This window comes from Paenarthrobacter sp. NPDC091711, assembly GCF_044756605.1.
In the GTDB taxonomy this organism is placed as follows: Bacteria; Actinomycetota; Actinomycetes; order Actinomycetales; family Micrococcaceae; genus Arthrobacter.
The window spans coordinates 488,499-514,564 of the sequence record NZ_JBIVTF010000002.1; the positions used below are offsets into that span (position 1 = coordinate 488,499).

A 26,066-nucleotide genomic window follows, 5' to 3' on the forward strand; every position below is an offset into this window, starting at 1 on the left:
CCGAAAAGTGTAGCCAAGCATGGGCCACCCGGCAAAGATAGGCTGGTCACATGGGCACTCTTTCCACCAAGGCACCGTCGTACAGATTCACTGCCTTGGATGGCATTGCCGTTGCGGTCTATGTGGGCTTCACCGCGTACTTCCTCCTGGCCGGTGAGACGCTCAACCAACTGATGCTGCAGCTTTTCGCCAACCCGGCCACAGCGTCCTATGCCGTCAACGCGATCTTTTATGCCGGCGTCGGAATATTTGCCGTGGCGTCTGCCTGGCGAGTGGCCGGCCGCGACCTCAAAATCCTGGGGACCCGGCCCTGGTTCACGCTGGGCATGGTGCCGCTGGCCATCGTGGTGATGCTGATCCTTACAGCCCTGCTGGTGGCGGCCTTCGGGAGCGCACAAAGCTCTGAGAATCAGCTGGGCATCCAGGGCATGCTGCAACAGGTGCCTGCGTGGTTGATGGTGCCGCTGCTGGTGATCCTGGGCCCATTCGTGGAGGAGTACCTTTTCCGGCATCTCCTGATCGGGAAGTTGTCGCGGTACCTGAACATCTGGATCTGCTGCGTCATCTCCGTGGTGGTGTTCGCGTCAATCCACGTGGTGGGCCGCGAAGGACTCGCGCTGCCTGCGTTGGCGCCGTATCTGGGGATGGCCGTGGTGCTGGTGGCGGTCTACGTGTGGACGGGTAAGAACCTGATGTTCTCCTATTTTGTCCATGCAGCCAAGAACCTCATGGCCGTTGTCCTCATCTACGCCGTCCCGCCCGAACTCCTCCCCAACTAGGTAGCAGTTCGGGTCGTTCTCAGCGCTCAGAACGACCTGAACTGCTACCTACTTGGGAAACCCGGACGGAAGCTGACCGCAACGCCCTACCCAGCCACCCGCCGTCGGGAATAGCTTGAGGGCATGACACTGAACATCCAGGTAGTAGTCGATTGCCAGAAGCCTCACGAACTCGCCGATTGGTGGGCAGAAACCCTCGAGTGGACCGTGGAACCCCAAGACGAGGCGTTCATCCGGTCCATGATCGAGCAGGGTTATGCCACCGCGGACCAGACCATCACCCACAACGGCAAACTGGTGTGGGCAGAAGGCTGCGCAATTATCCCGGCGGAGGACAAAGACCCCAAGACCGGCCGGCGGATCCTTTTCCAAACCGATCCCAACGAAAAGTCCGTCAAAAACCGGGTGCACTGGGACGTCCGGCTGGATGGCCGGGACAAGGACGTGGTGCGCAAAGAACTGGAATCCCGAGGCGCCAAACACCTGTGGACAGCCAACCAGGGACCCCACGAATGGCACACCATGGCCGACCCCGAGGGCAACGAGTTCTGCATCAGCTAAGGCCATTACTAGACTCGGAGTGTGAACAACCAACTCCCTGCCAAGGTTTCCGACGTCTTTGACCCCTCACGCTGGCGCACAGTTTCCGGCTTCGACGACTTCAAGGACATGACCTACCACCGGCAGGTTGAGCGTTCAACGGACGGCACCGTCAAGGACCTTCCCACGGTCCGCATCGCCTTCAACCGCCCCGAGGTGCGAAACGCCTTCCGCCCGGGCACCGTGGACGAGCTCTACCGCGCCATGGACCACGCCCGCATGACACCGGACGTCGCCACCGTCCTGCTCACGGGTAACGGCCCCTCGGAGAAAGACGGCGGCCACTCGTTCTGCTCCGGCGGAGACCAGCGCATCCGGGGACGGGATGGCTACCGCTATGCAGAGGGGGAAACCCAGGAGAGCATCGACCCCGCCCGGGCCGGCCGCCTCCACATCCTTGAAGTTCAGCGGCTCATGCGGACCATGCCCAAGGTGGTCATCGCCGTCGTCAATGGTTGGGCGGCAGGCGGTGGCCACTCATTGCACGTGGTCAGCGACCTCACCATCGCCTCGCGAGAGCACGGCAAGTTCAAGCAGACGGACGCGACGGTAGGAAGTTTCGACGCCGGATACGGCTCCGCGCTGCTGGCCCGCCAAATCGGCCAGAAGGCCGCGCGGGAGATCTTCTTCCTGGCACGCGAATACTCTGCCGAGGACATGGTCCGAATGGGCGCCGTGAATGAGGCCGTGGACCACGCCCGGCTTGAAGACGTGGCCTTGGAGTACGCCGCTGACATCGCCCGCCAATCACCGCAGGCCATCCGGATGCTCAAGTTCGCTTTCAACCTGGCCGACGACGGACTCGCCGGGCAGCAGGTCTTCGCCGGCGAAGCCACCCGCCTCGCGTACATGACGGACGAGGCAGTGGAGGGCAAAGAAGCGTTCCTCCAGAAGCGCGACCCCGACTGGTCCAACTTCCCGTACTACTTCTAGGACCACTGTGAACATCGATCCCATACTGAAAGCCCTGATGGCCGCCCTCCACGGCGAGGGCCCCGCCGTCGAAATCGTCCTTGACGAACACGGCGAACCGCAGGCGATTCCGGTGGAGACCGGCGTCGAAGAAGCAGCCGTGGTGGTCCGCACCTCCGGCTCCACAGGGACGCCCAAGGCAACCATCCTCACCGTTGACGCCCTCGCGGCCTCCTCCGTGTCCACCGCCATGGCCCTGCGCGGCGAAGGCCAGTGGCTGCTGGCGCTCCCCCTGCAGTATGTGGCCGGCGTGCAGGTGCTGGTCCGCTCGCTCTATGCGGGAACACGTCCCTGGGTGATGGACCAGTCGAACGGCTTCACACCCGAGGCCTTCACCGCAGCGGCCGAGGAACTCACGGACAAGATCCGGTTCACCTCTTTGGTGCCCACACAACTGCAACGGCTGTTGGACTCCCCCGCACCGGAAACCCTTGCCGTGCTGCGCCGCTTCGACGCTATCCTGCTGGGCGGCGCTCCCGCTTCTGCTGAACTCCTCGCCACCGCCCGCGCCGAGGGTCTGAAGCTTGTGACCACCTACGGCTCCGCCGAGACCTGCGGTGGGTGCGTGTACGACGGCGAGCCGCTGGACGGCGTCGAGGTCCGGATTGGCGAGGGTGAGCTGGAAGGCCGCATCCTGCTGGGCGGGGACACCGTCGCCGCAGGCTACTTGGATGCTGCCCGGGCATCAAAGGCAGCATTCTTCGAGGAAGACGGGATCCGCTGGTACGTCACCGGCGATCTGGGGGAACTGTCCGACGACGGCAAGCTCACCGTATTGGGCCGCGCTGACGACGTCATCATCACCGGCGGTGTCAAAGCCTCCGCCGCGTACATCCAAAGCAAGCTGGAAGAGCTCGACGGCGTCACGGCGGCTTTCGTGACCGGCGTACCGTCGCGCGAATGGGGCCAGGCCGTGGCGGCCTACGTCGCCGTGACTGATCCTTCGCCCGAGGGTGTGAAGGGATTTACCGCCCGCCGCGAGGAAGCACTGGGTGTGCTGGCGCCCAAGACAGTGCTGGCTGACAAGGAATTGCCGATGCTTCCGAACGGAAAACCGGACCGCATGGCCATGATTGACCTGCTTTCCAATCTGCATCAGGGACAATAGACACGTTCTTCCTCCCGAGCCTGACTCAAGATCAACCGCGAAATACACGAGGTACTACACGTGGCGACAGCTGCACAATGGATTCAAGGAGCCCGGCTCCGCACACTGCCCGCGGCCATCGCGCCGGTCCTCATCGGTTCGGCAGCGGCGTACGAGCTCCAGGCTTTCCGGCTGCCGAACGCGATCCTGGCAGCTCTTGTGGCTCTCCTGCTTCAAATCGGCGTGAACTACGCCAACGACTACTCCGACGGCATCCGCGGCACTGACGAGGACCGCGTGGGTCCCCTTCGCTTGGTTGGCTCAGGCGCGGCGAAACCGGAGCAGGTGAAATGGGCGGCCTTCGCGCTGTTCGGGGCGGCCATGGTCTGCGGCCTGATCCTGGTGATCATTACCCAGACGTGGTGGCTGATCCTGGTGGGCATCGGCTGTGTCCTGGCAGCTTGGGGTTACACCGGCGGCAAGAATCCCTACGGCTACCTGGGCTTGGGCGACGTCTTTGTGTTCGTGTTCTTCGGACTCGTGGCCACCCTCGGAACCACCTACACGCAGGCCGGGCAGGTCAGCCTCGCCGCGGTGATTGGTGCGATCGGCACCGGGCTCATAGCTTGCGCGTTGCTGATGGCCAACAACGTCAGGGATATCCCCACAGATACGGCCGCCGGAAAGCGGACCCTTGCAGTGCGGCTTGGAGACCGGCATGCCCGCGAAAGCTACGTGCTGATGCTCGCCGTCGCCATTCTGCTGGTGATTGTCCTGGCACCCACCAAACCCTGGATGCTGATTGTCCTGCTGCTGATCCCCGCGTGCCTCATGCCTGCCTGGCTCATGGTCAACGGCAAGAAGCGCAAGAGCCTCATCCCGGTGCTCAAGCAGACCGGCCTGATCAACCTCGGCTACAGCCTGCTGTTCTCGCTGGGCCTGATCCTGAGCCGCGGCTTCTAAAACCTTTATACGAGTTCTTGTACAGCTAACGCCCCCAAGAAGCCTTCTTGGGGGCGTTAGCTGTACAAAAAACTTGTGCCGGAGAACTTAGACAGTGCCCGGGCGTTTGTCGTTATTGACTGCGATGTCCGGGTTTTTCTCCACCAAGCCGTCCTCGGCGGCGGCGTCTTCAACCTCGCCGGCGGTGCGAATCGGTTTGGCCCGCCCGGAGAAGCGTTCACGCATGGCCGCTGTGGCGGCGTCGCGCTGTTTCTGGAAGAAAAGATAGCTGATGGCGAACGCGATCAGGCCGGCGAACACCACAGCCAGGATCCATCCAACCCCCAAAAAGGCGAACAGCACGAACAACGGCACGAACAGTACCAGGCGGATGAGGGAATACTTCAGGAAAGCCACCATCCAAGTTTAGCCGCCCGGATGGTTGCACTCTGATCACAGCCGGAAGAGGGCGTCCAGTGATTGGCTTCCGGCGACTAGACTTGGTGCATGCTCCGGGTTGTAGGCGTCGTTATTGTTCTAGTCATCTTTGTCTATGCCCTGGTGGACGTCATCCGCACCGACAGCCACCAAACACGCGGGATTTCCAAACCCGCGTGGATCATCGTCATGATCGTCCTGCCGTTGCTGGGCGCGGTCCTCTGGTTCATTTTCGGCCGGCCGTACAACAAGCCCACGGCCAAACCCGTCCGCCGCCAGCCCACAGCCCCGGATGACGACCCCGAATTCCTCCGCAACCTGGAAACCCGCCGCCGTAAGCAGGCTGAAGACGATCGCCTGAAGAAGCTCAAGGCGGACCTGGAAGCCAAGGAACGCGATCTGGGCGAGAAGCCGGCCGATGGCAGCGGCGACGCCAAAAACAACGGATTCAAACCCGGCGACGCCAAACGCACCGAGCCGGATCCCCATGATACTGACGAGCTGAAGTAGGGAACATGGCCCAGCAAGCTGATGGATCACGGCAGACACCTTCCTCCACGCCATCAGTCAGCGGGCCCGCATCACCCTCCGCGCCACCACCACGCCCAGGCATTTCGCTTTCCACGCCGCCGCCCATAGCGGCGGTGGTCAAACCGCCCGCACCCGCCCGGGTCTCACGTTCCCTCTGGGTGGCCAGCTTCGTGGCGGGGATCGCCGTGGTGGCAACAGGCTTTCTCGGCCGGGACTCCCACTTCGAACGCCTGAAAGGCGTGATCGGAGGCATGGTTCCCGACGGCGACGCCAACGCAGTGGAGGGGGCCACCGCCGTCGTCTTCCTGGGAAGCCTCACCATGCTTGCCCTGGTGGTGGCCATGGAAGCGATCCTGCTGGCGATCCTGTTCAAACGCCGCCTCTGGGCCCGCTGGGCACTTGCCCCGCTGGTTCTCCTTCACGCGGTGGTCACCGTCATCACCGCCGACTTCGTGGTGGCGCCCGGAGCGGATGGCACCCTGACAACGGCGCTGCTGGCGGTCCAGTTCATCTTGGCTGCGGCTGGTCTGATTCTGCTGTTCCTCCCGGCCACCACCACCTGGTTGCTGAGCGAACGGGTTACTTAACCAACGGCTTATTCAGCCAACGGAGTGAGCCGCTGGAAGAGCCGCGAGCATCCCTTCACAGCTTCGGAGGACCACCCGGCACGCGTCCAGTGCTGCCGGCTCTGTGAGGGGGTTTTCCGCGATCAGCCGCCACCGATTCAGGCAGTTCCGTGCCGCCTCACTGATCTGCTCCGGGGTTGCCCCCGGGTCCAAGCCAAGCCTCAGCGGAAGGGTGTTCCCTCGGCCGCCCACCAGCTGCTCAGCCTCAGCCGACAGCTCCGGGGCCAGGATGAGGCCACCAGTGCGCAACGAAGTGAGGAGTTTCAATTCCCGGAACTCGTGCGCGCCAGCCTGAAGCCGCTCCAAGCTTGCTTCCAACTGCATGGCAACATCCTTCGGTGAACCGCGCAGCAAGGCTTCCAAACCCACGACGGCGGCACGAGCCTTGAGTGCGTCCGCCCGCGTTTGGAACAGGGAGGCAATGTTGTCGAGCAACTGGCCGAGGCCACTACGCCGTGCCAACTCATGGGCGAGTTCGGTGGGGTTGCTGATGCCACCCCGGATCAAGGCAACACCCAGGCGGATGCCGAACAAGCCGAATCGCTCCACCAAGGACGCCTTGGCTTCCTGGCTGAGCCCCGCGGGCCCGGCTGCGCGGGAAAAGAGGTCAGCCGACAGCATCAGCCTCTCCCGCTGATTCCTGTCCATCTGCGCCAACAGTCCCATGGCCTCGAAATCCGTCTGCCGCATGGTCCGCGAGCTTTGCGCCAGCAGGCCGGCAACCGGGACAACACCCAAGGCAAGTGGCCTGAGGTTCTGGTCGCGGCTATACCTGTCCGCGATCACTGCTGCCGAAATGAGGGAGTCGATTCGTCCCGCGCCGATCTCATCGGCCCGGGACAGGACCGCCAACGCATTCACAGTTCCGGATTGACCCGCGGCAGTGTCCTTGAAGGATTCGAGGAACCTGACATCCGAGGCGTGAAGATGCCGCATGAGGTAGATGACGGCATCGGCGGCCATGGGGGCGTCTTCGGGGAGGAGGAACTGCATGGACCGTCCTGACACGTCCTGTGACAACGAGGCGATTCCGGGGGTATCGATCAGCGTCAGCTCCCGCAGGCTCGCTGCGGGCCAGTCCACCACCAGGCGTTCCACGTCCTCGGCCCGGACCCCGCCCAAGCTAAAGACCAACCGGCCATAGTCCCGGGTGACCGGGAGCGCCCTCGGCTCTCCGATGATGGGATGAAGCGTGATCCTGGGGGTGTGACCGTAGCGGTACCACGTGACAATCCGAGTGCATTCCCCGGCATCTGTGGGCGCGATTTCCTCGCCGATGATCGCATTGAGAAGCGTGGATTTGCCGGCTTTGACCATACCGGCCACGGCTATCCGCAAAGGCCCCTCCAGCCTGCCCTCCAGCTCATGCACCACCGCAAGCGCAGCTGGGTCCTGGTGGAAGATCTCCTTCGCTTGCCGGATCAGGGCCGAGGCTCCGGCGATGCCCGAGTCCATCATCCTGCCGGGACTGCCGATGATGCTGTGCTGGCCTGCGCGCCCGCGGGTGGTTCTTCGTGCAGTTGCTGCGCGGCCTTGGCCAAGGCGTCCACTGCTTTGAGTTGGTTTCGTATCTCCTTGATTCTCATATCGCGTTCCACGGCGTACGTGGCTGCCGCTTTCTGTGCGGCCGCCACGGATTCCGTGAGGGAACGGTGGTGCTCCTCTGCGATCTCCGTGAAGTGATCCCGTGTGGCCCGCTGAACCAGCCGCAGCCTGTCCTTGAGCTGCTTGCCCACCTGGAACACAACATCGTCCACGTGCTTCCGGACCAGGATCTTGGCTTCTGATTGCCGTTGCTTGAGCCGTGCTTCCTTGTCTTCCCGGTAGGCCTTCCGGCCCAGCATCAGGCCTGCCCCTACGGACAGCGGGTTGATGAGGGCCATCCCAAAGAGGCCTGTCAGGAGTCCAAACATGAGCACACCCCCGTAGGACCCGCGCATCCCGATCAGCACCTTCTGCAGCGGCCCGAGCTTGCCGTTTTGCATCTCCTGAATATCGGCTACGGGGTCCAGGACGCCGCCCGTATCTGCCACCTTCAAGGCGGGGAGTGCCACCACTTCTTCTGAGAAGTGCTCCGCTACCTGGGCGGCCAACCATTGCGAACGTTCGCTGGTCCACACGAAGGTATCCGACACCGCGGCTGCCGTGCTCTGTTCCAGCCATTGCGTGAACTGCTCCCAAGCGGGTCCCGGATCACCTTGATCAATGGCAATTTCGGCCTCGCGTTGGATCCTGCGCAACCTGTCCCTCAGGTCGTACTCCATGTCCGCGATCAGGTCACCAATTCCGTCGTTGAGCGTTATCTGCCAACGAGCGGAGCGTTTGCGCAGCGAGTCCGCGTCCTCCTTCGCCGCATTCAGGCCAGCGATCATCTGGGGCGTTCCTGCCGGATTTTCCAGGGCTTCAAGTTCCGAACTCAGGGCGAGCCTGAGGTTCTCGGTGACGGACTGAAGGTCATTGCTGACGGATCTGCGTTGCATTCTGGCGGCCCCGCCCACAATGTTGTTCCGCAGATGACCTATCACAGCCGGAAACCCTGATTCGGCATTCAGCTCAGCATCCTGCAGCCGGGCCGCATGGAGTCGCAACTCGGAGGACACCGGAAACAGCGGAATATCCGGGCCGACGCCTGCCAAATGCCTCTGATCCAGATCAGCGATCTGGCGCCAACTTGGATAAAGGTCGGTCTTCGACAACACGCATAGGACGTTGGGGCTGATGCGCATCGCTTGCCGCAGGAACCGCATCTCCGGCTCGGTGTATTCCTGCGAGGCGTCGGAAACGAACACCATGGCGTGAGCTGATGGCAACGCAGTCAGTGTGGTCAGCGTGTGTGTTGAACCCAGGCCACCTACGCCTGGGGAATCCACGATGGTCAGTCCGCCGGCCAGCAGTTTCCGCGGCAGTGAAACTTCGGCGGCCACGATGTTCTTCGTATTGCCCGGGTTGCCCTTTTCGGAGACGAACTCCGCGAGTTGATCCAGTTGCACCGGTTGCCGTTCCAGCCGGCTTTCTCCGCCGCCGGTCTCTCCTTCGGTTGCCGGCGCGCCGCTGTCCTGAACGGGTACCAGGACAACGGCCGACGCCGGATCCCCCTGCCGTACCACCGTAGGGACGGAGGTGGCAATGTCATCATCAACGGGGCAGACGGGTGCGTTCACCAAGGCGTTGATGAGCTGGCTCTTACCTTGCTTAAACTCGCCCACCACAATCACGCGGACGCTGGGATCGCTCAAGCGGTAGAGGGTATTCTCCAGTCGGCGCCGGAGGTCGTTCCGGTCCCCTGCCAGCGCCATGCCCTGCTCCACCAAGGTGGTCATGCGTCCTGTTTCCGTCACCGTCTGTCCTTTGTTCCGGCTGCCTCGGCCGTCTGATCCTGTGAGGCCACGAAGTGCCCGGCAGACGTTCTCGCATCTGCCGGGCACTGCTGGGGGTGTTCGTGAACGTCCTGTGTTTCCTTTACGACGCTCGGATCTCTTTGGTTTTAATCGATGTCCACATCGTTCTTGGCAACCACGATCGAGTCGTCGATGTCGTTGTATTCCACATCCACATCGAGCTCGTTGTCGGCAATGACGGTGTTGTCCTCCACGTTGGTGTAGTCGACGTCCAACTCGTTGTCCTGGATAACTGTGGAATCGTAGTTGACCTGGACGTCCTCGACGTCGAGGTTGGTGGAGTTGTCCACCTCCAACTCGTTGTCCTGGACCACGATCGACTCGTTGATGAGTTGAACGTCCTCGACGTCAACATCCACATCAGTGGAGTTGTCGTTGAACGAGTCAGCCACGTTCACGGAGTTGTCCGTGACCGAGTTGTCGGAGTTGTCCGAGTTGTCTGAGTTGTCCGAGTTGTCGTTGAACGAATCCGAGACATTGACCGAGTTGTTCGAGTTGTCCGTATTCGTGGAGCTGTCCTCGTTGAAGGAGTCCTCAATATCAACGTCCACGTCAACGTCGGTATTGTAGGAATCTTTGGTCACGGAGTGATCGGAATTGTCGTTGAACGAATCCTTGACCTCGATGTCCGTGTTGCCCACTTCAAGGTCGCCGTCGCCGGATTCGGTGTAGTTCACCGAATGGTTTTGGTTGTTATTGGTAGTTGTGGTGGTGGTCGTATTGCCCACATTGCTGACGTCGTCGCCGGCAGCAACAGCGCCGTCGCCCGAGGCAACCACAGCGTCCTGGTTGAAGAGCTGCGTGACATCTCCGTCGGCCCAGATGTTCTGGTTGACTGACTGGTCGGTGATCGTGTCGCGGTCGTCGATGGTGGTGGTGTACGAGTAGTTATTCACCACGTGGACAAGCTGCTGAACGGCGTGTGCGTGGTCATCCCAGTCGCCGCCGCCACCATGTCCACCACCGTCGTGGCCGCCCCCACCGCCGTGTCCACCGCCGTCGTGATCATCGTCGTCATGGCCGCCCCAGCCACCACCGCCTCCGCCGCCGTTGCCACCTCCGTGGCCGTGGTCGTCATCGTCGTGGTCCGGACGTCCGCCGCCGCCACCGTTGCCGCCACCGTGGCCATGGTCGTCATCGTCGCGATCCGGACGTCCGCCGCCGCCACCGCCGTTGGGGCGGTCGTCGTCGTCGTGTCCGCCCCAGGTGCCGCCTCCACCGGTGGAGGCGTTGTTGCCGCCGGTGTTGTATTCGCGGTCGAAGGACGAGCGTGCGTTGATAGGTGCGTAGTCGAGGACTACCGGGCGAACGGCGTCGACGTCGGCCGAAGACACATCGCGAAGGCCGGCTGCAGCGAGCGCCGCCTCTGGATCGCGCACAAATTCTTCGGCGGCATCAGGATCGTTGAACAGGCTCATCAGGAACTGCACGAGCTGTTGTGCGAGTGTAGGCATTGGAGTGCTCCCTCAAATTCTGTGATGGATTTTGATACGCCCGGCGCCTTTGCCGGGCTTGCATTCAACGTATTGCCGGGGCTGGTGGCGGGGCATCGGGGGTGGTCCCCCTACCGCGTCCTCCACCGTTAGGGGATAGCGGGGTTTCGCGTTAGGGGGTGGAGGGGGTTGCCGCTACGGAGGCGGGTACCCCTCCCCCAAAGCCAGCCTCAAGCGGACCAGGAGTTCTGAGCGGTTTTCTGCTCCCAGGCGTCGCCGCATCCGTGCCACATGGTGCTCCGCCGTGCGGGGTGAGATGTAGATGGCCTCGCCGATCTCCCGGTACGTTTTGCCTTCCAGGATGAGCCGCCCCACTTCGCGTTCCCGGGCGCTAAGCCCGGAGGAGTCATGAGCCCCTGAACCACCGTCGTTCTCCATGACGGGTTGATCGGTGGAGGTAGTTCGAGCGTCCTGCTGCCGCTGGGACGCCCCTGAGGAGGGTGCTGCGCCTTGGGGATGAATATCCCTGGCGCACGCCAGCAGTTTCACCATGTCGCGTCGCTCATCCGCGTGCGCTGCTGCATGGCCCGCCAGGCGGGCACCCTCCCACGGCATCCCGACGGCGGCCAACCCGCGGGCCGCTGTTTCGACGTCGGACGCTTCAAAACGGCCTGCCAGAACGGAGACCCAAGCCTTACCGCCGGTGGCGAGCACGGACGCCAGATGGCTGTGTTCAGAGGCGCGCACCAGCGCTGCCGCGTGCGGGGCGAGACCGGCCGGGTCTTCGCTCAGCAGGGCCGCCTGCACCGCTGCCCAGTGCAATGGCACAGACCACATGAGGGGGTTACCCAACCGAGCCAGCAGATCCCAGGCGCTGTCCAGATAATGCCCAACCCTTCTTGATTCCCGCAAACGGGCAGCGGTGATCATGAGTTCGCCCCAGGGCAGAAGACTGTAGAGATCCACGGACACGTGCATCATCGCTTCACGGGCCCTGTCCCAAGCCAGCACAAGCTCGTGCACGTCACTGCCCCGCCGGGCAAGCCCCACTTCCAAGGCCGCCAGCATGAACCCATCCCGGGGTGTCAAAGGCCAGTGGTTCGCTTTGAGGGCCTCGTTGATGGCCAGGCGGGCGTCGTTGGCGTTGTCCTGCTGCATGGAAGACCACGCCCTCAACAGGAACAACCGGGGACGGCAGGCGTCACCACCTTGGCCTGCCGCCAACGCTGCTTTGAGCACTGCGTCCGCCACCTCCGGCTCCCCGCTGTGGAGGGCGCACAAAGCGGCCAGGGCACCAGGTGTTTCCGGCAACGGGATGGAGCTGCCTGCCGCGTTCATCATGTCCGAGGCCCTGATGAGCTCAGGCAGCGCCAGATCCGGGGCAGGTCCCACAGTCCGGAGGACCCCTTCCTGGGTCAGGGACAAAGCAACCGCCAACAGCGTCGGCGAACCGCTGATGGGAGCAGCTGCCAGAATCTCTTCGGTAGCCGCGCCGTTACCCGTCCCGATCATGGCCACCACAGCAAGAGGGGCCGAGCCCTCCATTCTGGCCGGTCCAAGCCAGCTGTACGTATCCGCGCTGCGAGACAGCATCCCACGCTGCGCCCAGACAGCCGCGGCCACGTCCACTCCCAGGCGAAGGTCAGGCGCCCCGGGCACGGCCAAGAGCCGATCCGCTGTCCTTCCCGCTGCGTCCAAGTCACCACTTGCCGCTAAAGCCTGGGCGCGCCTCGCGGCCTTGGGAACCTCGTCTCCCCCGGCCAAAAGTGCCTCGGCATACAGCTCAGCGGCCAGACGTGGGTCAGCCTCCAAAGCATCATCCGCGGACCGTTCGAGCTCAGCCACAACACGGGGGTCCTTGAACCCTTGCCGCGCGAGATCCCGGGCCAGCTCCCCTAACGGCTGGCCCAACTCAATCGCCTCGTCCACAAGGTCCTTTTGCTGGGAACGGATTCGGGCAGCAGAGGTTTTCTTGGACAAGCCTTGATCGTCTGCCCCGGTGGTGTCATACCCGGGCCTGTGGTCCTGTCCCGTCATGGGTTAGACCGCCGAGAGCAGCGCTGGATCCGGCGTAGGCCCGGTTTCCACTGGTAAGGGCGCTGGCTCAGGGGCGGCCGGCGGCGTGGTCTCCGGCGGCAATGTTGGTTCCGGTGACGCCGGTGGAGGGTCTTGGACCACCGTCGGCTCGGGCTGGGGCTGGGTTGGCTCAGGCGATGGGGATGGAGTCACCGGATCTGAGGGTGTGGTGGGAGGTGTTGTCGGTTCGTCTACCGGCGGTGTTGTGGGCCCGGTTACCGGTGGGGTGGTTGGGGTGGTTGGTGGAGGAGTCGGTCCGCTGGCGGCACCTCCTGTGGGATCGGGCGCGGGGGTTGTTGGCGTGGCTGGGGTCCCCGGCGTCTGGGTGCCCGGAGCCTGAGAAACCGGAGAAGTGGGAGTTCCCGGGGCAACCGGTGGGGTGGTGCCGGCTGCACCCGTTCCCGTCACCGCAGTGGTCCCGGAACCAGAACCAGCAGTACCAGAACCCGCACTACCCGCGCCCGAACCCCCTGTACCTGCGTTCGCACCTTGCTTGGCGGGGGCACGTCCGTTGGTTCCCGCCCTCGTGACCCCGGCCTTGGCGCTCGCTTCGAGTCCAGCGGCCGGTCCTCCGGCAACCGGCGACGAACCGGAGGCACCACCACCGTCAGCCCCGGCGGCCTGTGCGCCGGCAGCCTGTGCACCGCCGTCGCGCATCGCGTCTGCTGCCTGGTTGCCGAACATGGTGGCCAGCAGTCCGGAGCCGTCGGGGCTCTGGGCCGCCGTGGCCGTGGCGATGGTCAGGGCGGCTGCGGCTGCAGCGGCCGCAGCGGCCATCCGCACACGGGGCCGCGGGGCATGCCGACCCGGTTTGGCTGAGGCAGCCTTGAGGTGACTGAAGACAGGAGCCCGGCCGGGCACGTGAGGGCTGCCCAGCGCGGCGGCCGCACTCGTTGCCGCAGGCCCGGATGCCACAGCTGAGGCAATCGTGGCCGAAGCTGCCGCGGCATCCACTGCATCCGCCCCTTGGGAGCGCAAGCCAGCTACGGCAGCGCCAAGGCAGATGGACGATTTTGGATCGGCGTCGACGGCGATCGGACGGTCCAGTTCCACGGAAATCAGCTCTGCCACCAGTGGAATCCGGGATGACCCGCCGATCAGCAGTACTGCGCTGAGGTCTTGGGCTTCAAGGGTGATGCTTCGCAGGCTGCGCTCGAGGGCGGCCACGGTATCCCGGACAGGGGCCTCAATCATGGCCTCGAACTCGGAACGCACCAGCCTCACCGACAGCTGGGTGCCGGGCAGGGATACGGCCACGCTGGCTTCGCTGTCCAGGGACAGCGCTTCCTTGGCCTCCCGGCATTCCCGCTTCAACCGTGACAACGCCGCGAGAGTCTCGGGAGAGCTCGGGTCCATGGCCGGGCCATCGCCAAGGTGTCCCATCACGTGGCGCAGGACGGCGGCGTCGAAATCGGCGCCGCCCAGTGTTTCAATGCCGTCGGGACGGCCTAGTAGCTCAAAGTTGCCGGCTCCGGCTTTGCGGAGGATGGCGGTATCGAACGTACCGCCGCCTAGGTCGTATACCGCAATGATGCTGCCGTCCTCCACGCGCGTTTGGGAGGCATAGTGCAAGGCTGCCGCTTCAGGTTCGCTGATCAGGGTGATGTCCTGCAGACCTGCCACGTTGAGGGCTGCCAGGACCAGTGAGGTGCGGTGCTGACCCCATGCTGCGGGGTGCGTCATGATGATCGACGACGGCGCGCTGCCCTCGCGCTCTTCGGCCTTGTCCACCACCCACCGGGCCATGGTGGCATACACGTCCTCGGGAGCCAGCCAGCTCTCCCCCAAGGCGAGGGGTACCGAGTCACCTATCCGGCGTTTGAACTCCCGAACCATGCGCTGGGGGTGGTCCAGCCCGCGACGTTCGGCAGCTTCACCTACCAGGACCCTGCCGTCATCTGCATAAAACAGCACTGAGGGCACGGCGCTGCCGTGCAATCCCAGCGGAAGAATTTCAGGGGTCGGAGTGGGTCCTTGCTGGGGCTTAACAAGGGCTGCGGCGGTAAAACTTGTCCCGACGTCAATGGCGAGAACATAGCTCATGGGTACCTCGAAAAGGTCACGGCGCGTCGCTAGCGGGCTGCATCACAAGCGGGTTCTGATCAAGTTAGCACCTGCCCCGGACGGGCAAAAGGCTTAGGTGCAACACCAAATTGTCATAATTGCTACACCGATTTGTCATTTCCCGAGACCAACCACCGCATGGCCGGGTAAAGCCCCTGCTCAGAGGGCCAAAGCGGCGGTGCCGCGGTTTAGAGCCCCGAGTAGGAATGCAGACCGTTGAAGACCGTATTCACCAGTGTGAAGTTGATAATGACGCAGGCGTAGCCGACGATCGACAACCATGCCGCACGCGTTCCAGTCCAACCACGGGTGGCTCGGGCGTGCAGGTAGCCCGCGTAAACAACCCAGATCACGAAGGTCCAGACTTCCTTGGGGTCCCAGCCCCAGAAACGGCCCCAGGCCTTTTCTGCCCAGATCGCACCGAACATGAGGGTGAACGTCCAGCCGATGAAGGCGATGGCGTTGATCCGGTAGGAGAGATTCTCAAGGCTCAGTGCATTGGGGACCAGGCGCATGAAGCCGAGGTTGTCTTTGCGGCCGGCAGCGAGGTTCTTCTGGCGGTGCGACTGCAGCAACTGCAGCACGGACATAGCGAACGTCAGGGTGAAAAGTGCGGAAGACAGCACGGCGATGGAAACGTGAATGATCAGCCAGTAGCTCTGCAGGGCCGGAACCAGGTGGCCCACTGGCGTCCAGAAAGCAGCAGAAGCGGCCACGAGCATGATGATGGCCAGCCCGATCACGAACGTTCCCAGGAAGCGCAGGTCGCGGCGGATAAGGACCACCAGGAAGACAGCTACTGCAACAAAAGCACCGGTGGTGAGGAACTCGTACATGTTGCCCCACGGCACGCGGCCTGCGCCAAAGGCACGGGTCACCACGCCCGCACCGTGAATAAGGACACCCAAAACCGTCAACGCCACTGCCACGCGGGCAGGTGCGCGGCGTTCGCCCGCGTACTTCATGTCGCCGGCGGCAGTACCGCCCTCAACGGTGAGGCCCGACGTCGGACGCTCGGCCCGGCCTGCCGGCCCACCGGCGTCGGGGCCTCCCAAACCTGCCGCGACGCGGCCTGCAGCAACGCTCACCTTGTGGTCGGCGGTGCTGGCCGCAGCCTTCTGGTCCACGGCGCGCAGCATCTTGCTGCTCTTGGCCAAGTCCCAGGCAAAGGCGATGAACGCCACGGTATACGTGCCGGCGGCCAACAGCATGAACAGCTCGCTGTACTGGCCCAGGGTTTCGTTGATGACGGGCATTACTGGTCCTTCGAGGTTGAGGAAGATCCTGCAGTTGTTGTAGCGGTGTCCGGTGTCTCCGGGACGTTCCATTCCCGGGCAAAGATTTCGCGAAGTGCGGCCGCTTCGCCGGCGAGGCGGTGGTCTTCGCCGCGAGCCAGCAGGCCGTATTCCACCATGGTGCGGCCGTCGGCGTGGGTTCCTGTGCGGACCCAGACGCGGCGTCGGTTGATGTAAAGCGACATGACCAGGCCTGCGACCGCGAGGAAGCCGAAGATCAGCGCGTACAGCTGGCCGGGGTTGTGGTGAATGTCCACGCCAATGTACTTCTTGACGCCGTCGAACGTGATGCTGCCTTTGCCTTCAGGCAGGTTTACTGTGGCGCCCGGGCTCAGGGTGATGCCGCCAGCTGCCAGATCGCGCCCATTGAGCTGCTTGAGGTCCTTGACGTCCAGTTCGAACACGTTCTGGGGCACGCCCTTGTCCAGGCCCAGATCACCGTAGAAGGAGTTCAGGCTCAGTTGGGGGTTGATGAGTTCAGGGGCGCCGCTGAAGGAAATCTTGTCCTCAGTGACGAACGCAGTAGGAAGGAAGAAGCCAACAAAGCCCAGCTGTTCCGGCTTGGCGTCCGGGACCTTGATGACCACGGACGAGTAGTAGTTGTCGCCCTGAACCTTGGCTGTGACGGGACCCTGGAAAGCGATGTTGCCCTCGCCGTCGCGGACTGTCACCAGGGGGGCATAGCCGTTTCCGGTGAGGTAGAGGCTGGTTCCTCCGAGGGAAACAGGGTCATTAACCTTGAGGGTTTCCTTCTTGCCCGGAGCATCCGGAGTTTCCTTGGTGGTGACCTCTGCGGTGTAGTCGATGGGCTGGCCGGCTTTACCTGGGGATTCGCGGTCGAACTTGGCCTCAAACTTATCCAGCTGCATGGAGTACGGCTGGAGCGAACTGCTCTGGAAGTTGGTGCCGGGCGTGAATTGGTCGTAGCCCACCAGGGTGTTGACGAATGTTTCGCCCTCCACCAGGATCCGCTGGCCGCTGTAGCCGTACAGGCCGCCAATGGCCACGGACACCAGCACCCCGATCAACGAGGTGTGGAACACCAGGTTGCCCACTTCCTTCAGGAAGCCGCGCTCGGCACCCAAGGACGGCAAGTCGCCGTCGACGTCCCTGACCTCCACGCGGTAGCCGCGCTTCTTGAGCAGTCCGGCGGCATCGTTGATGGCTTTCGACGCCGGGATCCCGGCGTCGGCGGGCAAGGCCAGGGTGCCGTACTCCGGCAGGCGCGAAAGGCGCTTGGGGGTGCGCGGCGGCTGGGATTTCATGGCCTTGTAGTGGGCGATGGCACGCGGAGTGACACAGCCGATCAGGGAAATGAACAGCAGGATATAGATGGCCGAGAACCAGGCCGAGGAGTAAACATCGTAGAGCTGCAGTGCATCGAGAAGCTCACCGTAGGACGGATTGTCGTTGATGTATTGCGTGACCACTGACGGGTTGGCCGGCCGCTGCGGGAACAACGAACCCGGCACGGCGCCAACGGCAAGCAGGAGCAACAGGAAGAGAGCCGTGCGCATGCTGGTCAGTTGAGTCCAGGCCCACCGGAGCATGCCCTTGAAACCAAGCGCGGGCAGGGCTGCCTCGGACTTGGCCTGCTGGAGTTTTCCTTCGCCTGTTGTGCCTTCTGCGGAGGTGCTTTCAGCGGCTGGTGACTTCTTCTTGGCTTTCACGGACTCGCTCATCAGATTGGCAACTTCACATCGTTTTGGAACCAGTACTGCAACTCGGTCACCCAGGTTCCCCAAACTCCGGTGGCCATCAGGATGCCGAGCAAAATCAGGATGCCCCCGCCGATCCGCTGGATGGCCAGCCGATGCTTGCGGAAGAAGGACATGACTCCCATGCCCCGGCGTACAGCCAACGCAATCAGGAGGAACGGAATGCCAAGGCCAAGGCTGTAGACGAACGCCAGAAGGGCTCCCTTGGCCGCCGACGAACCGCCGGACAAGCTCAGCAACTGTACCGCGGAGTACGTGGGACCTATACAAGGCGCCCAGCCCAGTCCGAACGTGAGCCCCAGGAGCGGCGCACCCCACAGGCCTGCCGGCGGTTTGGCGTGGATCTTCGCGTCCCGCTGCAGCCAGCCGAAGCCGCCCATGAACACCACACCCATGATGATCACCAGGATGCCCAGCAGTTGCGTGATCCAGGCGTTTTGCGGACCCGTCAGCAACGTTCCGAGCTGCCCGAAGGCACCGCCCAGCAGAACAAAAATCACCGAGAATCCCAGGACGAACAGCCCGATTCCGGCCAGCATGCGGCCGCGCCGCTGCTTTTGGAGGTCGACGCCGGTCAGTCCCGTGACGTAGCCAAGGTAACCAGGGACCAGCGGCAGCACGCACGGCGAAAGGAAGGAGACCAGCCCGGCCAGCAATGCCACCGGCACAGCCAGCAGCAGTGATCCGTTGAGGATCGTCTCGGCGAAAGGACTGTTCATGGGTGCTACTCGGCCACTGCGGAGGTGATGAGGGCCTTCAGGGTGCTCTTCTCAATCTCGCCAAGAACGCGGGAGGCAACCTTGCCTTCCTTGTCCAGTACCAAGGTGGTGGGCACTGCCCCTGGAGGGACAATGCCGGACACGGACAGCAGCACTGCGCCATCCTTGTCATTGAAGCTCGGGTAGGTGATGTTGAAGGTCTTATCGAAGGCCTCGGCGGTAGCTTGTTCGTCGCGAAGGTTGACCCCGAAGAACTGAACGCCCTGGTCCTTGAAGTCCTGGTGCAGGGCCTCAAGCTGGGGTGCTTCGATGCGGCACGGAGCGCAGGCGGCAAACCAGAAGTTCAGGACAGTGACTTTGCCTAGGAGGTCCTCGGGCTTGATGCTCTGTCCGTTGAAGAGGGTTCCCTTGAGGGCCACGGGAGCAGCACGGTCAGCCTTGGCGAACTCCGTCACCGAGCCGTCACCTGCCACGTAGTTCTTGTTGTCGCCGGCCTTGGCCTGCTTGGCGAGGGTGTCTTCCTGGGCGCACGCGGACAGGCCCATGGTCAGTCCGGCCAGGAGGACTCCGCCGGCGCTCAGCACGCCGCGGCGTGAAAGATTCTTGTCCATGCTTCTATGCCCCCGGGGTGCTTGCCGCGCCGGGGAGCAGAACGGCAGCAGGCTCGGTGTATTCAACGCGAACGATCTTGCCGTCGTCGTCCAGTGTCAGGGAAGTAAGGGAAGTCAGCGTGCATTCGCGCTTGCGGGGGTCGTGCGCCAGGCGACGCCCCTCCGCGGTCAAGCGGGTTGACCAGATGGGCAATTGGTGGCTGACCAGGATGGCTTCAGCGCCGTCCCCACCCAGCTCGATTGCCTTGACGCGGGCATCTTCCACCGCTGCCAGCACTCGGGCTGCCTGCTCCTTGTAAGGCTCGCCCCAGGAAGGCCGCAGGGGGTTGCGGAAGTAGATCCAGTGCTTTGGTTTGAGGAACTCACTCTTGGTGGGGTGGAGTCCCTCGAAGTGATTCTCGGCTTCGATGATGCGCGGATCCGTGGTGATCTCCAGGTTCAGCGCCTCGGACGTAGGCATGGCTGTTTCCTGGGCGCGGGTCAGCGGCGAGGCTACCAAATGCACAATCTTGGCACCCTGGCTGACACGGGCCGTGAAGTGGTCCGCCAACATCCGGGCCATCTCCCGGCCACGTTCGGAGAGGTGGAATTCCGGCAGCCGGCCATAGAGGACAGCGTCGGGATTGTGGACCTCGCCATGGCGAAGCAGATGGACAGTTGCTTGGGGCATGTTTACCAGTTTCTCAAAGAAGCGGGGCGATCCGAAATCTTCTACCGCTAGTAGAACTCAAAGTTTTCCCGAAATGTTCCGTGGAGTTGGAATAAAAGATGCATATGCATGTTTATACTGGGTACGAAGCTCGGTTGACGCTTCAAGCAATGAGCTCGACCGGGCAAGCAAGCAGTACCCACCACTTGATATAGGAGCAACACCATGATGACTCTCCCCGCTTCCGTCACCACCGGCACCTGGACCCTCGACGCTTCCCACAGCGAAATCGGCTTCACCGTCCGCCACGCAGGCATCAGCAAGGTCCGCGGCCAGTTCAAGGACGCCACGGCCACCTTGGAAGTTGGCGAGACGCTGACCGATTCCAAGGTCACCGCCACCATCCAGACCGCCAGCTTCGACTCCGGCGACGTCAACCGCGACGGCCACGTCAAGGGCGAAGACTTCTTCGACGTAGAGAAGTTCCCGGAAATCACCTTCGTGTCCCGCCACGTCAAGGCCAACGGAAACAGCTTCGACCTCGTGGGCGATCTCACAATCAAAGGCGTCACCAAGGAAGTTTCCATCGAGACCGAATTCAACGGTGTAGCAGTGGATCCCTTCGGCAACACCCGCGCCGGTGTTTCCGGTGAAACCACCATCAGCCGCAAGGACTTCGGCCTCACGTGGAACGCTGTCCTCGAAGCCGGTGGCGTCCTGGTCAGCGACAAGGTAGTCATCAATCTCGAGCTCGCGTTCATCGCACCGGCCGCCGCGTAGTCCTTCAACGCTGGCCCGATCCACGGCAGGCCCGATCCTCCCTACCTGCGTCCGTAAACGGCGCCCTGCACAGCTCACGCTGTGGGGGCGCCGTTTCGCATATGGAGAAGTCACTACGCAATTGTTCGGTAAAAAGCCTGTATTTAGCTGCGCGTTAGCTCCAAATTTCCTATGCATCCTTCAACCTGCGGTCTAAAGTGATGCCATGAGTACCCCAGACGAAACACCACAGCCACAGCAGCCCGGCTCCCAGCCTCCGCAGCCCGGCAATGTTCCTCCTGCGGGCTACCAACCGCCCCAGGGATACCAGCCACCGCAGGGTTACCAGCCGCCGTCGCAACCGGGCCAGTATTCACAGCCCGCACCGCCGCAGCCCGGCCCCGGCCCCGGCCCCGGCCCCGGCCCCGGCCCCGGCCAGCCTGCCCCGGGGCAGCCTGGATTCCATTTCGAAATGCCCACGGACGGCCCCCGCAACTTCAACGACGTCATGCCGCAGGGCGGCTTCTCGGGAATGTTCAAAACTCAAGGCCTGCCGACGGAACTCAAGGTTTCCTACTTCATTTGGGTGATCTCCGGGCTTCTGGGCCTCTTGTTTGGGCTCATCGGATTCTTCGCCGTCGTCGCAGCATTCGCCTTCGCTCCGGCCTTTGCCGCTATCGCACTGATCCTTCTCCTGCTCGCTTTGGCTGTGGCCGCCGCGCAGGTTGTCCTGGCCATGAAAATGAAGGAAGGCAAGGAGTGGGCACGGCTGGCGTTGACCATCGTGGCCGCCGTCTCTCTGCTACTGGCAATTTTCGGCGCAGCAAATGGCGGCGGATCGGGCATGGGACTTGGAGGCAACTGGTTCGGCTTCCTCGTCAGTGCTGTAGCAGTCGTCCTCATGTGGCTGCCGAATTCGCAGCTCTGGTTCAAGGCAGTGAAGGGCCAGGTCTAACGCTGACGCAGCTGCCGCCGTCGTGCGTTGTCGGTGGAAAAACAGTCTGAAGGCCGCGGTTGAATCCTCCGGGATCCCGCGGCCTTCATCATGAAGGCGTAAGCCCACATGATGATTTTTCCCGTCAGCGTGAAATACCTGCGTGTGATCGTCTGCCGCAAAAGGACCCGGGAGGTACGGTGGTAGCAGAACCACGCTGGGGGCAGGGTCATTTTGCTGATCCCGGCGGCCGCACAAGCAGTCGAACAAGCAAAGGAATGCCATGAGCAACCCTCCGTACCCGCCGTCCAACCCGGGCGAGAACAACCAGCCCGAAACCAGCGGCTCCCAGCCTTCTGCACCGCAGCCCCCCGCACCCCAGTACGGCCAGCAGTCTCCCGGTCAGCCCGCAGCTCCGCAGTACGGCCAGCAGTCTCCCGGTCAGCCCGCAGCTCCGCAGTACGGCCAGATGTCCCCTGAAGGTCAGCCTCCGGCGGCTCCGCAGTATGGCCAGCAATCCCCCGCTGCTCCGCAGTACGGTCAGCAGACCCCCGCTGCTCCCCAGTACGGCCAGCCTCCTGCGGCCCCGCAGTATGGCCAAGACACCAACTGGCCGAGCCAACAGCCCGGACCCACCACCGTGCCGCAAATGGTCAACATTGCTTTCTGGCTGATTGTTGGCGCCGCGGCTATCTGGCTCATCTCCATCATCATTTCCATCGCAGCCATCAACGACCCCGCGACGCGGGCCATGTTTGAGGACCAGATGGCAGCCAGCGGTGCGGGTGATATGAGGTTCGAGGACCTTCAAGGTGTCTTTGTGGGCATCATGGTAGCTGTCGGAATCATCGGGGCCGGGCTCTACGCCCTGGTTGCCCTTAATGTGCGCAAGGGCCGCAACTGGGCGCGAATCCTTGGAACAGTGCTGGCCGCAATCTCCATCTTCATGCTGGTGCCGCTGAGCCTCGCCACGCTTGCCGCGCTCCTGGGAATTGCCGGAATCGTCCTGCTGTACCTACCGGCGTCGGCTCCTTACTTCCGTAAGGCGCAGCCCTTCGGCAACACGTACCAGAACCCCTACGGCCGCTGAACACGCAGGGACTCCCAACACACCACGCGGGCGCGGACCCGGCGAAGGCTAAACGGCCTGACCCGGCGTCTGCGCCCGTTGTGCGTGGTAGGCGAGGATCTGGAGCTCGGTTGCCATATCCACCTTGCGGAGGTTGACGTGCGGGGGGACCTGCAGCAGCACCGGGGCGAAGCTGAGGACGCTCCGGATCCCGGCGGCAATGACCCGGTCACACACAGCCTGGGCCACGGTGGCCGGCAGTGCCAGCACCACCATGTTGGTGTGGGTCCGTTCCAGGACCCGTTCCAGTTCAGCGGAGTCACTAACCCGCAACCAGCCCACCTCGTTGCCGATCACCATGGGGTCGGCGTCGAAAATGGCTACGACGTCGAAGCCGCGGGATTCGAAGCCGCCGTACCGGGCAAGGGCTTTGCCGAGGTTACCGGCGCCGACGATCGCGACCTTCCAGTCGTGGGTCAGGCCGAGGGCCGCCGCGATGTGGCGGCTCAAATACTGGACTTCGTAACCGACGCCGCGGGTCCCGTAGGAGCCGACGTAGGAGAGGTCTTTGCGGAGCGTGGATGAACTGACGCCCGAGGCTTCCGCCAAGGCTTCAGAGGAAACCCGTTCAACGCCTTCGGCCAACAGAGAGTTCAGTGCGCGCAAATAGAGAGTCATCCGGGCCACAGCCGCGGGCGGGATCTGCTTTGTGGCAGGTTCGTTGTCCCCGGTTGTTGCTTCCGGGGACGGTTCCAGCGCAGTCACGGTACTCTCCATTGCGTCGCTTTGTTGTTCCACTCTATGACCCTCGGCCGGACTCAACAAAAGCCATTACTTGCGGGTAGTTCCACCCTCAGCCCTCCATGGCTTTCTTCAAGGTCCGGGTGAGCCGCTCTTCGTCGATCTTCCAGAAATCGCGCTGGATGCCGTCCACCAGCACCACTGGAATCTCCTCTGCAAACCGCTCCTGCAGTTGGGGGTCGCCGTCGATCTTCTGCTCGGTCCACTGCACGCCAAGACTTTTTGTGACGCGCTCGACGGCGGCACGCGCCGCCGTGCAGAGGTGGCAGTCAGCTTTAGTGAGGAGAACGACGTCGGGAATAGCCATGTTTCAAAGGTACCGGCCCAACGCCGCCTCACATCTCACACCCTTCCCACCACGCGCTCTCACATCCGTGCCCCACCCAGCTGCTCTCCCACATGCCACGCACCGGGGTGACAGCGCACGCGTCCTCAACGCCGGCCCCGGTGATTGACTAGACTCAAGGCATGCCCGAGGAGAAGAACGCCGCCGTGGTCGCAGATGCCTTGGTGCAGCAGGACGCCGTACAGAGGGACGCGGCCAAGAAGGACATCGCCCGGAAGTATGCTGGCGAGGCCGCTTTCTTCGACGTCGACAACACGTTGATGAAGGGTGCAAGTCTCTTCCACGTGGCGCGCAAGATGTACGAGCGCAAAGCGTTCACGCTTTCCCAGGCCGCTGGATTCGCGTGGAAGCAGTTCAAGTTCGTCATGCGGGGCGAGAACATGGAAGACGTCCATTCGGTACGCGACTCCGCCCTGACTCTTGCAGCAGGTATCACCGTTAAAGACATCAAAGCCCTGGGCGAAGAGGTCTATGACGAAATGATCGAGTCACGGATCTGGCCGGGAACCAAGGCGCTGGCAGAACAACACCTTCGGGTTGGCAGGAAAGTGTGGCTCGTGACGGCCACGCCCATCGAAGTGGCCACCGTTATTTCCACCCGGCTCGGCCTGACCGGCGCACTGGGGACCGTCGGCGAGGTGGACGACGGCGTGTACACGGGAAAGCTTGTGGGCGACATCCTGCACGGACCCGCCAAGGCAATCGCGGTCCAACTCGTGGCAGACCGCGAGGGGCTGGATCTGGACCACTGCTGGGCCTACAGCGACTCCGCCAACGACATCCCCCTGCTCACCATGGTGGGACATCCCGTGGTCATCAACCCGGACGCGAAGCTGCGCCGCCATGCCCGTGAAAACAATTGGCCCGTTTACGATTTCCGTTCCGGACGCCGCGCCGCAACACTTGGGCTCAAAGCCGCGACCGTCGGCGGAGCCGTCTACGGCCTGTGGCGCGGATTCTCAAAGTTCCGCGGCCCCCGCCTCTAACGCTCTCTCACATCCCACCCCCTTCAACCCAACGCTCTCTCACATCCCACCCCCCTCAACCCAACGCTCTCTCACATCCCACCCCCTTCAACCCAACGCTCTTTCACATCCCTCGAGCGCTTCACCTAGCCTGTGGATAACTTCCGATGCCGCAAGCGTTTCTGGGCGAGAATGCCCGTATGCAGAACCCCGCCCCATTTCCTTCCCAACTGATCGCTGCGCCCTTCACTCTTGAAGAAGCCGAGGCCGCGGGCCTGAAGCGTTCGTATCTATGGAATCGTGTCAGGATCGACGGGGTTAGCCGCGGTCTATATCGACCCTCCGATTGGGATTTCGAGCTGTCGGCGGCTGCTAGATCGCTGTCAGCTGCCACTCCCGGTGCTTGGATTTCCCATGTAACGGCCGCGAGACTACACGGCATCTGTCTTCCACCTTGGTTGTCAGACTCCAACGAATTGCACCTCAGTAAGCCGAGGAACCTCCCGTCAGTGCGCCGCAAAGGAGTGATTGGTCATACGGTCACAGCATCCGAGGATGAGATCGAATACGTTGAGGGCATCTGGATGAGCACTCGTGCGCGGACATGGTTGGATCTCGCACGACGCTTGCCGGTCCCCGACCTCGTATGCCTGGGTGACGAACTCATTCGAACTCCAAGGCCCGAGTTCGAAGAACGCGAGACGCCCTTCACTACGCTTGAGGCTCTTCGCAAAATGGTAGACAGACACAAGAATTTGCAGGGTGTTGTTCGGGCGAGGGAAGCACTCGGCCTCATGCGCGTGGGCGCCGATTCTGCACCCGAGTCGCTGCTCCGCTTGGCAATGCTGGACGCAGGCATTCCCGAACCCGAACTACAGGTCAAGCTCCGGCAGAACGATCCGTTCTCACCGTCTGCCGACCTAGGCTTCCGTGATCGGCGAGTAGCAATACAGTACGACGGCGGTCATCACCTTGAGCAGGATCAAATATTTAGCGATCGGCGACGCGACAGAGCATTTGAATCAGCAGGCTGGACAGTCTTGAAATTCGGAAAAGATGACCTGGCCGACAACTTTGCGTCAGCCACGAAAAAGATTAAGAGCGCTCTGCGATCAGCATGGCAGGATCCTGCCGTCAGCTCGGGCTTTTCCCGAGGGACGTGAGAGAGCGTCCACGCCAAACCCGAGGGACGTGAGAGAGCGTCCACGCCAAACCCGAGGGACGTTAGAGAGCGTCCACGCCAAACCCGAGGGA

Annotated in this window: 25 protein-coding genes; 12 read left to right on the top strand and 13 right to left on the bottom strand. The window is 62.9% G+C overall.

The features are described from left to right. Positions 1–50 precede the first annotated feature (50 nt). The 5 genes from ACIQH5_RS05580 to ACIQH5_RS05600 all read left to right on the top strand — a co-directional run bounded on the left by ACIQH5_RS05580 (position 51) and on the right by ACIQH5_RS05600 (position 4,401). On the top strand, positions 51–779 hold the full coding sequence (locus ACIQH5_RS05580) for a lysostaphin resistance A-like protein (protein WP_400401014.1): 729 nt from the start codon (positions 51–53) through the stop codon (positions 777–779). 123 nt (positions 780–902) lie between these two features. Next, complete coding sequence (locus ACIQH5_RS05585) at positions 903–1,340, top strand: VOC family protein (protein ID WP_400401016.1); 438 nt, start codon at positions 903–905, stop codon at positions 1,338–1,340. 21 nt (positions 1,341–1,361) lie between these two features. After that, entirely contained in the window at positions 1,362–2,312 is a 951-nt protein-coding gene (locus tag ACIQH5_RS05590) for a 1,4-dihydroxy-2-naphthoyl-CoA synthase (RefSeq protein WP_062071869.1), read from the top strand. A gap of 7 nt (positions 2,313–2,319) precedes the next feature. After that, positions 2,320–3,459, top strand: a complete 1,140-nt coding sequence (locus ACIQH5_RS05595; RefSeq protein ID WP_400401018.1) for an AMP-binding protein — start codon at positions 2,320–2,322, stop codon at positions 3,457–3,459. Between the two features lie 60 nt (positions 3,460–3,519). After that, positions 3,520–4,401 (top strand): 1,4-dihydroxy-2-naphthoate polyprenyltransferase, encoded by an 882-nt coding sequence (locus tag ACIQH5_RS05600; protein WP_400401020.1) that lies wholly within the window; start codon positions 3,520–3,522, stop codon positions 4,399–4,401. Between the two features lie 87 nt (positions 4,402–4,488). On the opposite strand, the gene ACIQH5_RS05605 is transcribed toward ACIQH5_RS05600, so the two are convergent. Continuing rightward, positions 4,489–4,800 carry a DUF4229 domain-containing protein gene (locus tag ACIQH5_RS05605; RefSeq protein ID WP_400401022.1) on the bottom strand — a complete coding sequence of 104 codons (312 nt, stop codon included), beginning with the start codon at positions 4,798–4,800 and terminating at the stop codon, positions 4,489–4,491. 87 nt (positions 4,801–4,887) lie between these two features. Between ACIQH5_RS05605 and ACIQH5_RS05610 the strand changes: the two genes are divergently transcribed. Next, a complete protein-coding gene (locus ACIQH5_RS05610; RefSeq protein ID WP_400401024.1) occupies positions 4,888–5,328 on the top strand; it encodes a PLD nuclease N-terminal domain-containing protein in 441 nt (146 codons plus the stop codon). A 5-nt stretch (positions 5,329–5,333) separates the two neighbouring features. Beyond that, on the top strand, positions 5,334–5,936 hold the full coding sequence (locus tag ACIQH5_RS05615; protein ID WP_400401026.1) for a hypothetical protein: 603 nt from the start codon (positions 5,334–5,336) through the stop codon (positions 5,934–5,936). Positions 5,937–5,948: 12 nt separating this feature from the next. Here the strand turns inward: ACIQH5_RS05615 and ACIQH5_RS05620 are convergent, their stop codons facing one another. The 10 genes from ACIQH5_RS05620 to ACIQH5_RS05665 all read right to left on the bottom strand — a co-directional run bounded on the left by ACIQH5_RS05620 (position 5,949) and on the right by ACIQH5_RS05665 (position 19,959). Further along, positions 5,949–7,433 (bottom strand): dynamin family protein, encoded by a 1,485-nt coding sequence (locus ACIQH5_RS05620; protein WP_400401028.1) that lies wholly within the window; start codon positions 7,431–7,433, stop codon positions 5,949–5,951. Continuing rightward, positions 7,430–9,313, bottom strand: a complete 1,884-nt coding sequence (locus ACIQH5_RS05625; RefSeq protein WP_400401030.1) for a dynamin family protein — start codon at positions 9,311–9,313, stop codon at positions 7,430–7,432. The genes ACIQH5_RS05620 and ACIQH5_RS05625 overlap by 4 nt, the downstream gene beginning before the upstream one ends. 146 nt (positions 9,314–9,459) lie before the next feature. After that, on the bottom strand, positions 9,460–10,827 hold the full coding sequence (locus ACIQH5_RS05630) for an IniB N-terminal domain-containing protein (RefSeq protein WP_400401032.1): 1,368 nt from the start codon (positions 10,825–10,827) through the stop codon (positions 9,460–9,462). A gap of 174 nt (positions 10,828–11,001) precedes the next feature. Then, positions 11,002–12,843 (bottom strand): LuxR C-terminal-related transcriptional regulator, encoded by a 1,842-nt coding sequence (locus ACIQH5_RS05635; protein WP_400401034.1) that lies wholly within the window; start codon positions 12,841–12,843, stop codon positions 11,002–11,004. 3 nt (positions 12,844–12,846) lie between these two features. Beyond that, positions 12,847–14,925, bottom strand: coding sequence for an Hsp70 family protein (locus tag ACIQH5_RS05640; protein WP_400401035.1), 2,079 nt, complete (start codon positions 14,923–14,925; stop codon positions 12,847–12,849). Positions 14,926–15,134: 209 nt separating this feature from the next. Beyond that, entirely contained in the window at positions 15,135–16,202 is a 1,068-nt protein-coding gene (gene ccsB / locus ACIQH5_RS05645) for a c-type cytochrome biogenesis protein CcsB (RefSeq protein ID WP_400401037.1), read from the bottom strand. Further along, positions 16,202–17,923: a cytochrome c biogenesis protein ResB gene (locus tag ACIQH5_RS05650; RefSeq protein ID WP_400401039.1), complete on the bottom strand. Its 1,722-nt coding sequence runs from the start codon at positions 17,921–17,923 to the stop codon at positions 16,202–16,204. The genes ccsB and ACIQH5_RS05650 overlap by 1 nt, the downstream gene beginning before the upstream one ends. Further along, on the bottom strand, positions 17,923–18,678 hold the full coding sequence (locus tag ACIQH5_RS05655; protein ID WP_014922639.1) for a cytochrome c biogenesis CcdA family protein: 756 nt from the start codon (positions 18,676–18,678) through the stop codon (positions 17,923–17,925). Before ACIQH5_RS05655 ends, ACIQH5_RS05650 begins: the two co-directional genes overlap by 1 nt. A 5-nt stretch (positions 18,679–18,683) precedes the next feature. Then, the gene (locus ACIQH5_RS05660) at positions 18,684–19,289 is read right to left on the bottom strand and encodes a TlpA family protein disulfide reductase (protein ID WP_400401041.1); all 606 of its coding nucleotides are present in this window, start codon (positions 19,287–19,289) and stop codon (positions 18,684–18,686) included. A 4-nt stretch (positions 19,290–19,293) separates the two neighbouring features. Further along, positions 19,294–19,959 carry a histidine phosphatase family protein gene (locus ACIQH5_RS05665; protein WP_400401043.1) on the bottom strand — a complete coding sequence of 222 codons (666 nt, stop codon included), beginning with the start codon at positions 19,957–19,959 and terminating at the stop codon, positions 19,294–19,296. A gap of 207 nt (positions 19,960–20,166) precedes the next feature. Between ACIQH5_RS05665 and ACIQH5_RS05670 the strand changes: the two genes are divergently transcribed. From ACIQH5_RS05670 to ACIQH5_RS05680, 3 genes are all read left to right on the top strand, one after another. Further along, entirely contained in the window at positions 20,167–20,718 is a 552-nt protein-coding gene (locus tag ACIQH5_RS05670) for a YceI family protein (RefSeq protein ID WP_024817916.1), read from the top strand. 205 nt (positions 20,719–20,923) lie between these two features. Continuing rightward, the gene (locus ACIQH5_RS05675) at positions 20,924–21,652 is read left to right on the top strand and encodes a hypothetical protein (protein WP_400401045.1); all 729 of its coding nucleotides are present in this window, start codon (positions 20,924–20,926) and stop codon (positions 21,650–21,652) included. A 262-nt stretch (positions 21,653–21,914) separates the two neighbouring features. Beyond that, the gene (locus ACIQH5_RS05680; protein WP_400401047.1) at positions 21,915–22,721 is read left to right on the top strand and encodes a hypothetical protein; all 807 of its coding nucleotides are present in this window, start codon (positions 21,915–21,917) and stop codon (positions 22,719–22,721) included. Positions 22,722–22,769: 48 nt separating this feature from the next. Here ACIQH5_RS05680 and ACIQH5_RS05685 read toward each other — a convergent pair whose 3' ends face one another. Next, positions 22,770–23,477, bottom strand: coding sequence for a redox-sensing transcriptional repressor Rex (locus ACIQH5_RS05685; protein ID WP_043456823.1), 708 nt, complete (start codon positions 23,475–23,477; stop codon positions 22,770–22,772). A 76-nt stretch (positions 23,478–23,553) separates the two neighbouring features. Continuing rightward, positions 23,554–23,808, bottom strand: a complete 255-nt coding sequence (locus ACIQH5_RS05690) for a glutaredoxin family protein (protein ID WP_400401049.1) — start codon at positions 23,806–23,808, stop codon at positions 23,554–23,556. Positions 23,809–23,969: 161 nt separating this feature from the next. On the opposite strand from ACIQH5_RS05690, the gene ACIQH5_RS05695 reads away from it, so the two are divergent. Together ACIQH5_RS05695 and ACIQH5_RS05700 are read left to right on the top strand one after the other, a co-directional pair. After that, the gene (locus tag ACIQH5_RS05695; protein ID WP_400401051.1) at positions 23,970–24,833 is read left to right on the top strand and encodes an HAD family hydrolase; all 864 of its coding nucleotides are present in this window, start codon (positions 23,970–23,972) and stop codon (positions 24,831–24,833) included. 179 nt (positions 24,834–25,012) lie between these two features. After that, entirely contained in the window at positions 25,013–25,975 is a 963-nt protein-coding gene (locus ACIQH5_RS05700; RefSeq protein ID WP_400401053.1) for a DUF559 domain-containing protein, read from the top strand. Positions 25,976–26,066 lie beyond the last annotated feature (91 nt).

Coding starts and splice junctions, on each gene's coding strand:
- ACIQH5_RS05580 (WP_400401014.1), top strand. CDS start 51: ATGGGCACTCTTTCCACCAAGGCACCGTCGTACAGATTCACTGCCTTG.
- ACIQH5_RS05585 (WP_400401016.1), top strand. CDS start 903: ATGACACTGAACATCCAGGTAGTAGTCGATTGCCAGAAGCCTCACGAA.
- ACIQH5_RS05605 (WP_400401022.1), bottom strand. CDS start 4,800: ATGGTGGCTTTCCTGAAGTATTCCCTCATCCGCCTGGTACTGTTCGTG.
- ACIQH5_RS05610 (WP_400401024.1), top strand. CDS start 4,888: ATGCTCCGGGTTGTAGGCGTCGTTATTGTTCTAGTCATCTTTGTCTAT.
- ACIQH5_RS05615 (WP_400401026.1), top strand. CDS start 5,334: ATGGCCCAGCAAGCTGATGGATCACGGCAGACACCTTCCTCCACGCCA.
- ACIQH5_RS05620 (WP_400401028.1), bottom strand. CDS start 7,433: ATGATGGACTCGGGCATCGCCGGAGCCTCGGCCCTGATCCGGCAAGCG.
- ACIQH5_RS05630 (WP_400401032.1), bottom strand. CDS start 10,827: ATGCCTACACTCGCACAACAGCTCGTGCAGTTCCTGATGAGCCTGTTC.
- ACIQH5_RS05635 (WP_400401034.1), bottom strand. CDS start 12,843: ATGACGGGACAGGACCACAGGCCCGGGTATGACACCACCGGGGCAGAC.
- ACIQH5_RS05640 (WP_400401035.1), bottom strand. CDS start 14,925: ATGAGCTATGTTCTCGCCATTGACGTCGGGACAAGTTTTACCGCCGCA.
- ccsB (WP_400401037.1), bottom strand. CDS start 16,202: ATGCCCGTCATCAACGAAACCCTGGGCCAGTACAGCGAGCTGTTCATG.
- ACIQH5_RS05650 (WP_400401039.1), bottom strand. CDS start 17,923: ATGAGCGAGTCCGTGAAAGCCAAGAAGAAGTCACCAGCCGCTGAAAGC.
- ACIQH5_RS05655 (WP_014922639.1), bottom strand. CDS start 18,678: ATGAACAGTCCTTTCGCCGAGACGATCCTCAACGGATCACTGCTGCTG.
- ACIQH5_RS05660 (WP_400401041.1), bottom strand. CDS start 19,289: ATGGACAAGAATCTTTCACGCCGCGGCGTGCTGAGCGCCGGCGGAGTC.
- ACIQH5_RS05665 (WP_400401043.1), bottom strand. CDS start 19,959: ATGCCCCAAGCAACTGTCCATCTGCTTCGCCATGGCGAGGTCCACAAT.
- ACIQH5_RS05670 (WP_024817916.1), top strand. CDS start 20,167: ATGACTCTCCCCGCTTCCGTCACCACCGGCACCTGGACCCTCGACGCT.
- ACIQH5_RS05675 (WP_400401045.1), top strand. CDS start 20,924: ATGAGTACCCCAGACGAAACACCACAGCCACAGCAGCCCGGCTCCCAG.
- ACIQH5_RS05680 (WP_400401047.1), top strand. CDS start 21,915: ATGAGCAACCCTCCGTACCCGCCGTCCAACCCGGGCGAGAACAACCAG.
- ACIQH5_RS05685 (WP_043456823.1), bottom strand. CDS start 23,477: ATGGAGAGTACCGTGACTGCGCTGGAACCGTCCCCGGAAGCAACAACC.
- ACIQH5_RS05690 (WP_400401049.1), bottom strand. CDS start 23,808: ATGGCTATTCCCGACGTCGTTCTCCTCACTAAAGCTGACTGCCACCTC.
- ACIQH5_RS05695 (WP_400401051.1), top strand. CDS start 23,970: ATGCCCGAGGAGAAGAACGCCGCCGTGGTCGCAGATGCCTTGGTGCAG.
- ACIQH5_RS05700 (WP_400401053.1), top strand. CDS start 25,013: ATGCAGAACCCCGCCCCATTTCCTTCCCAACTGATCGCTGCGCCCTTC.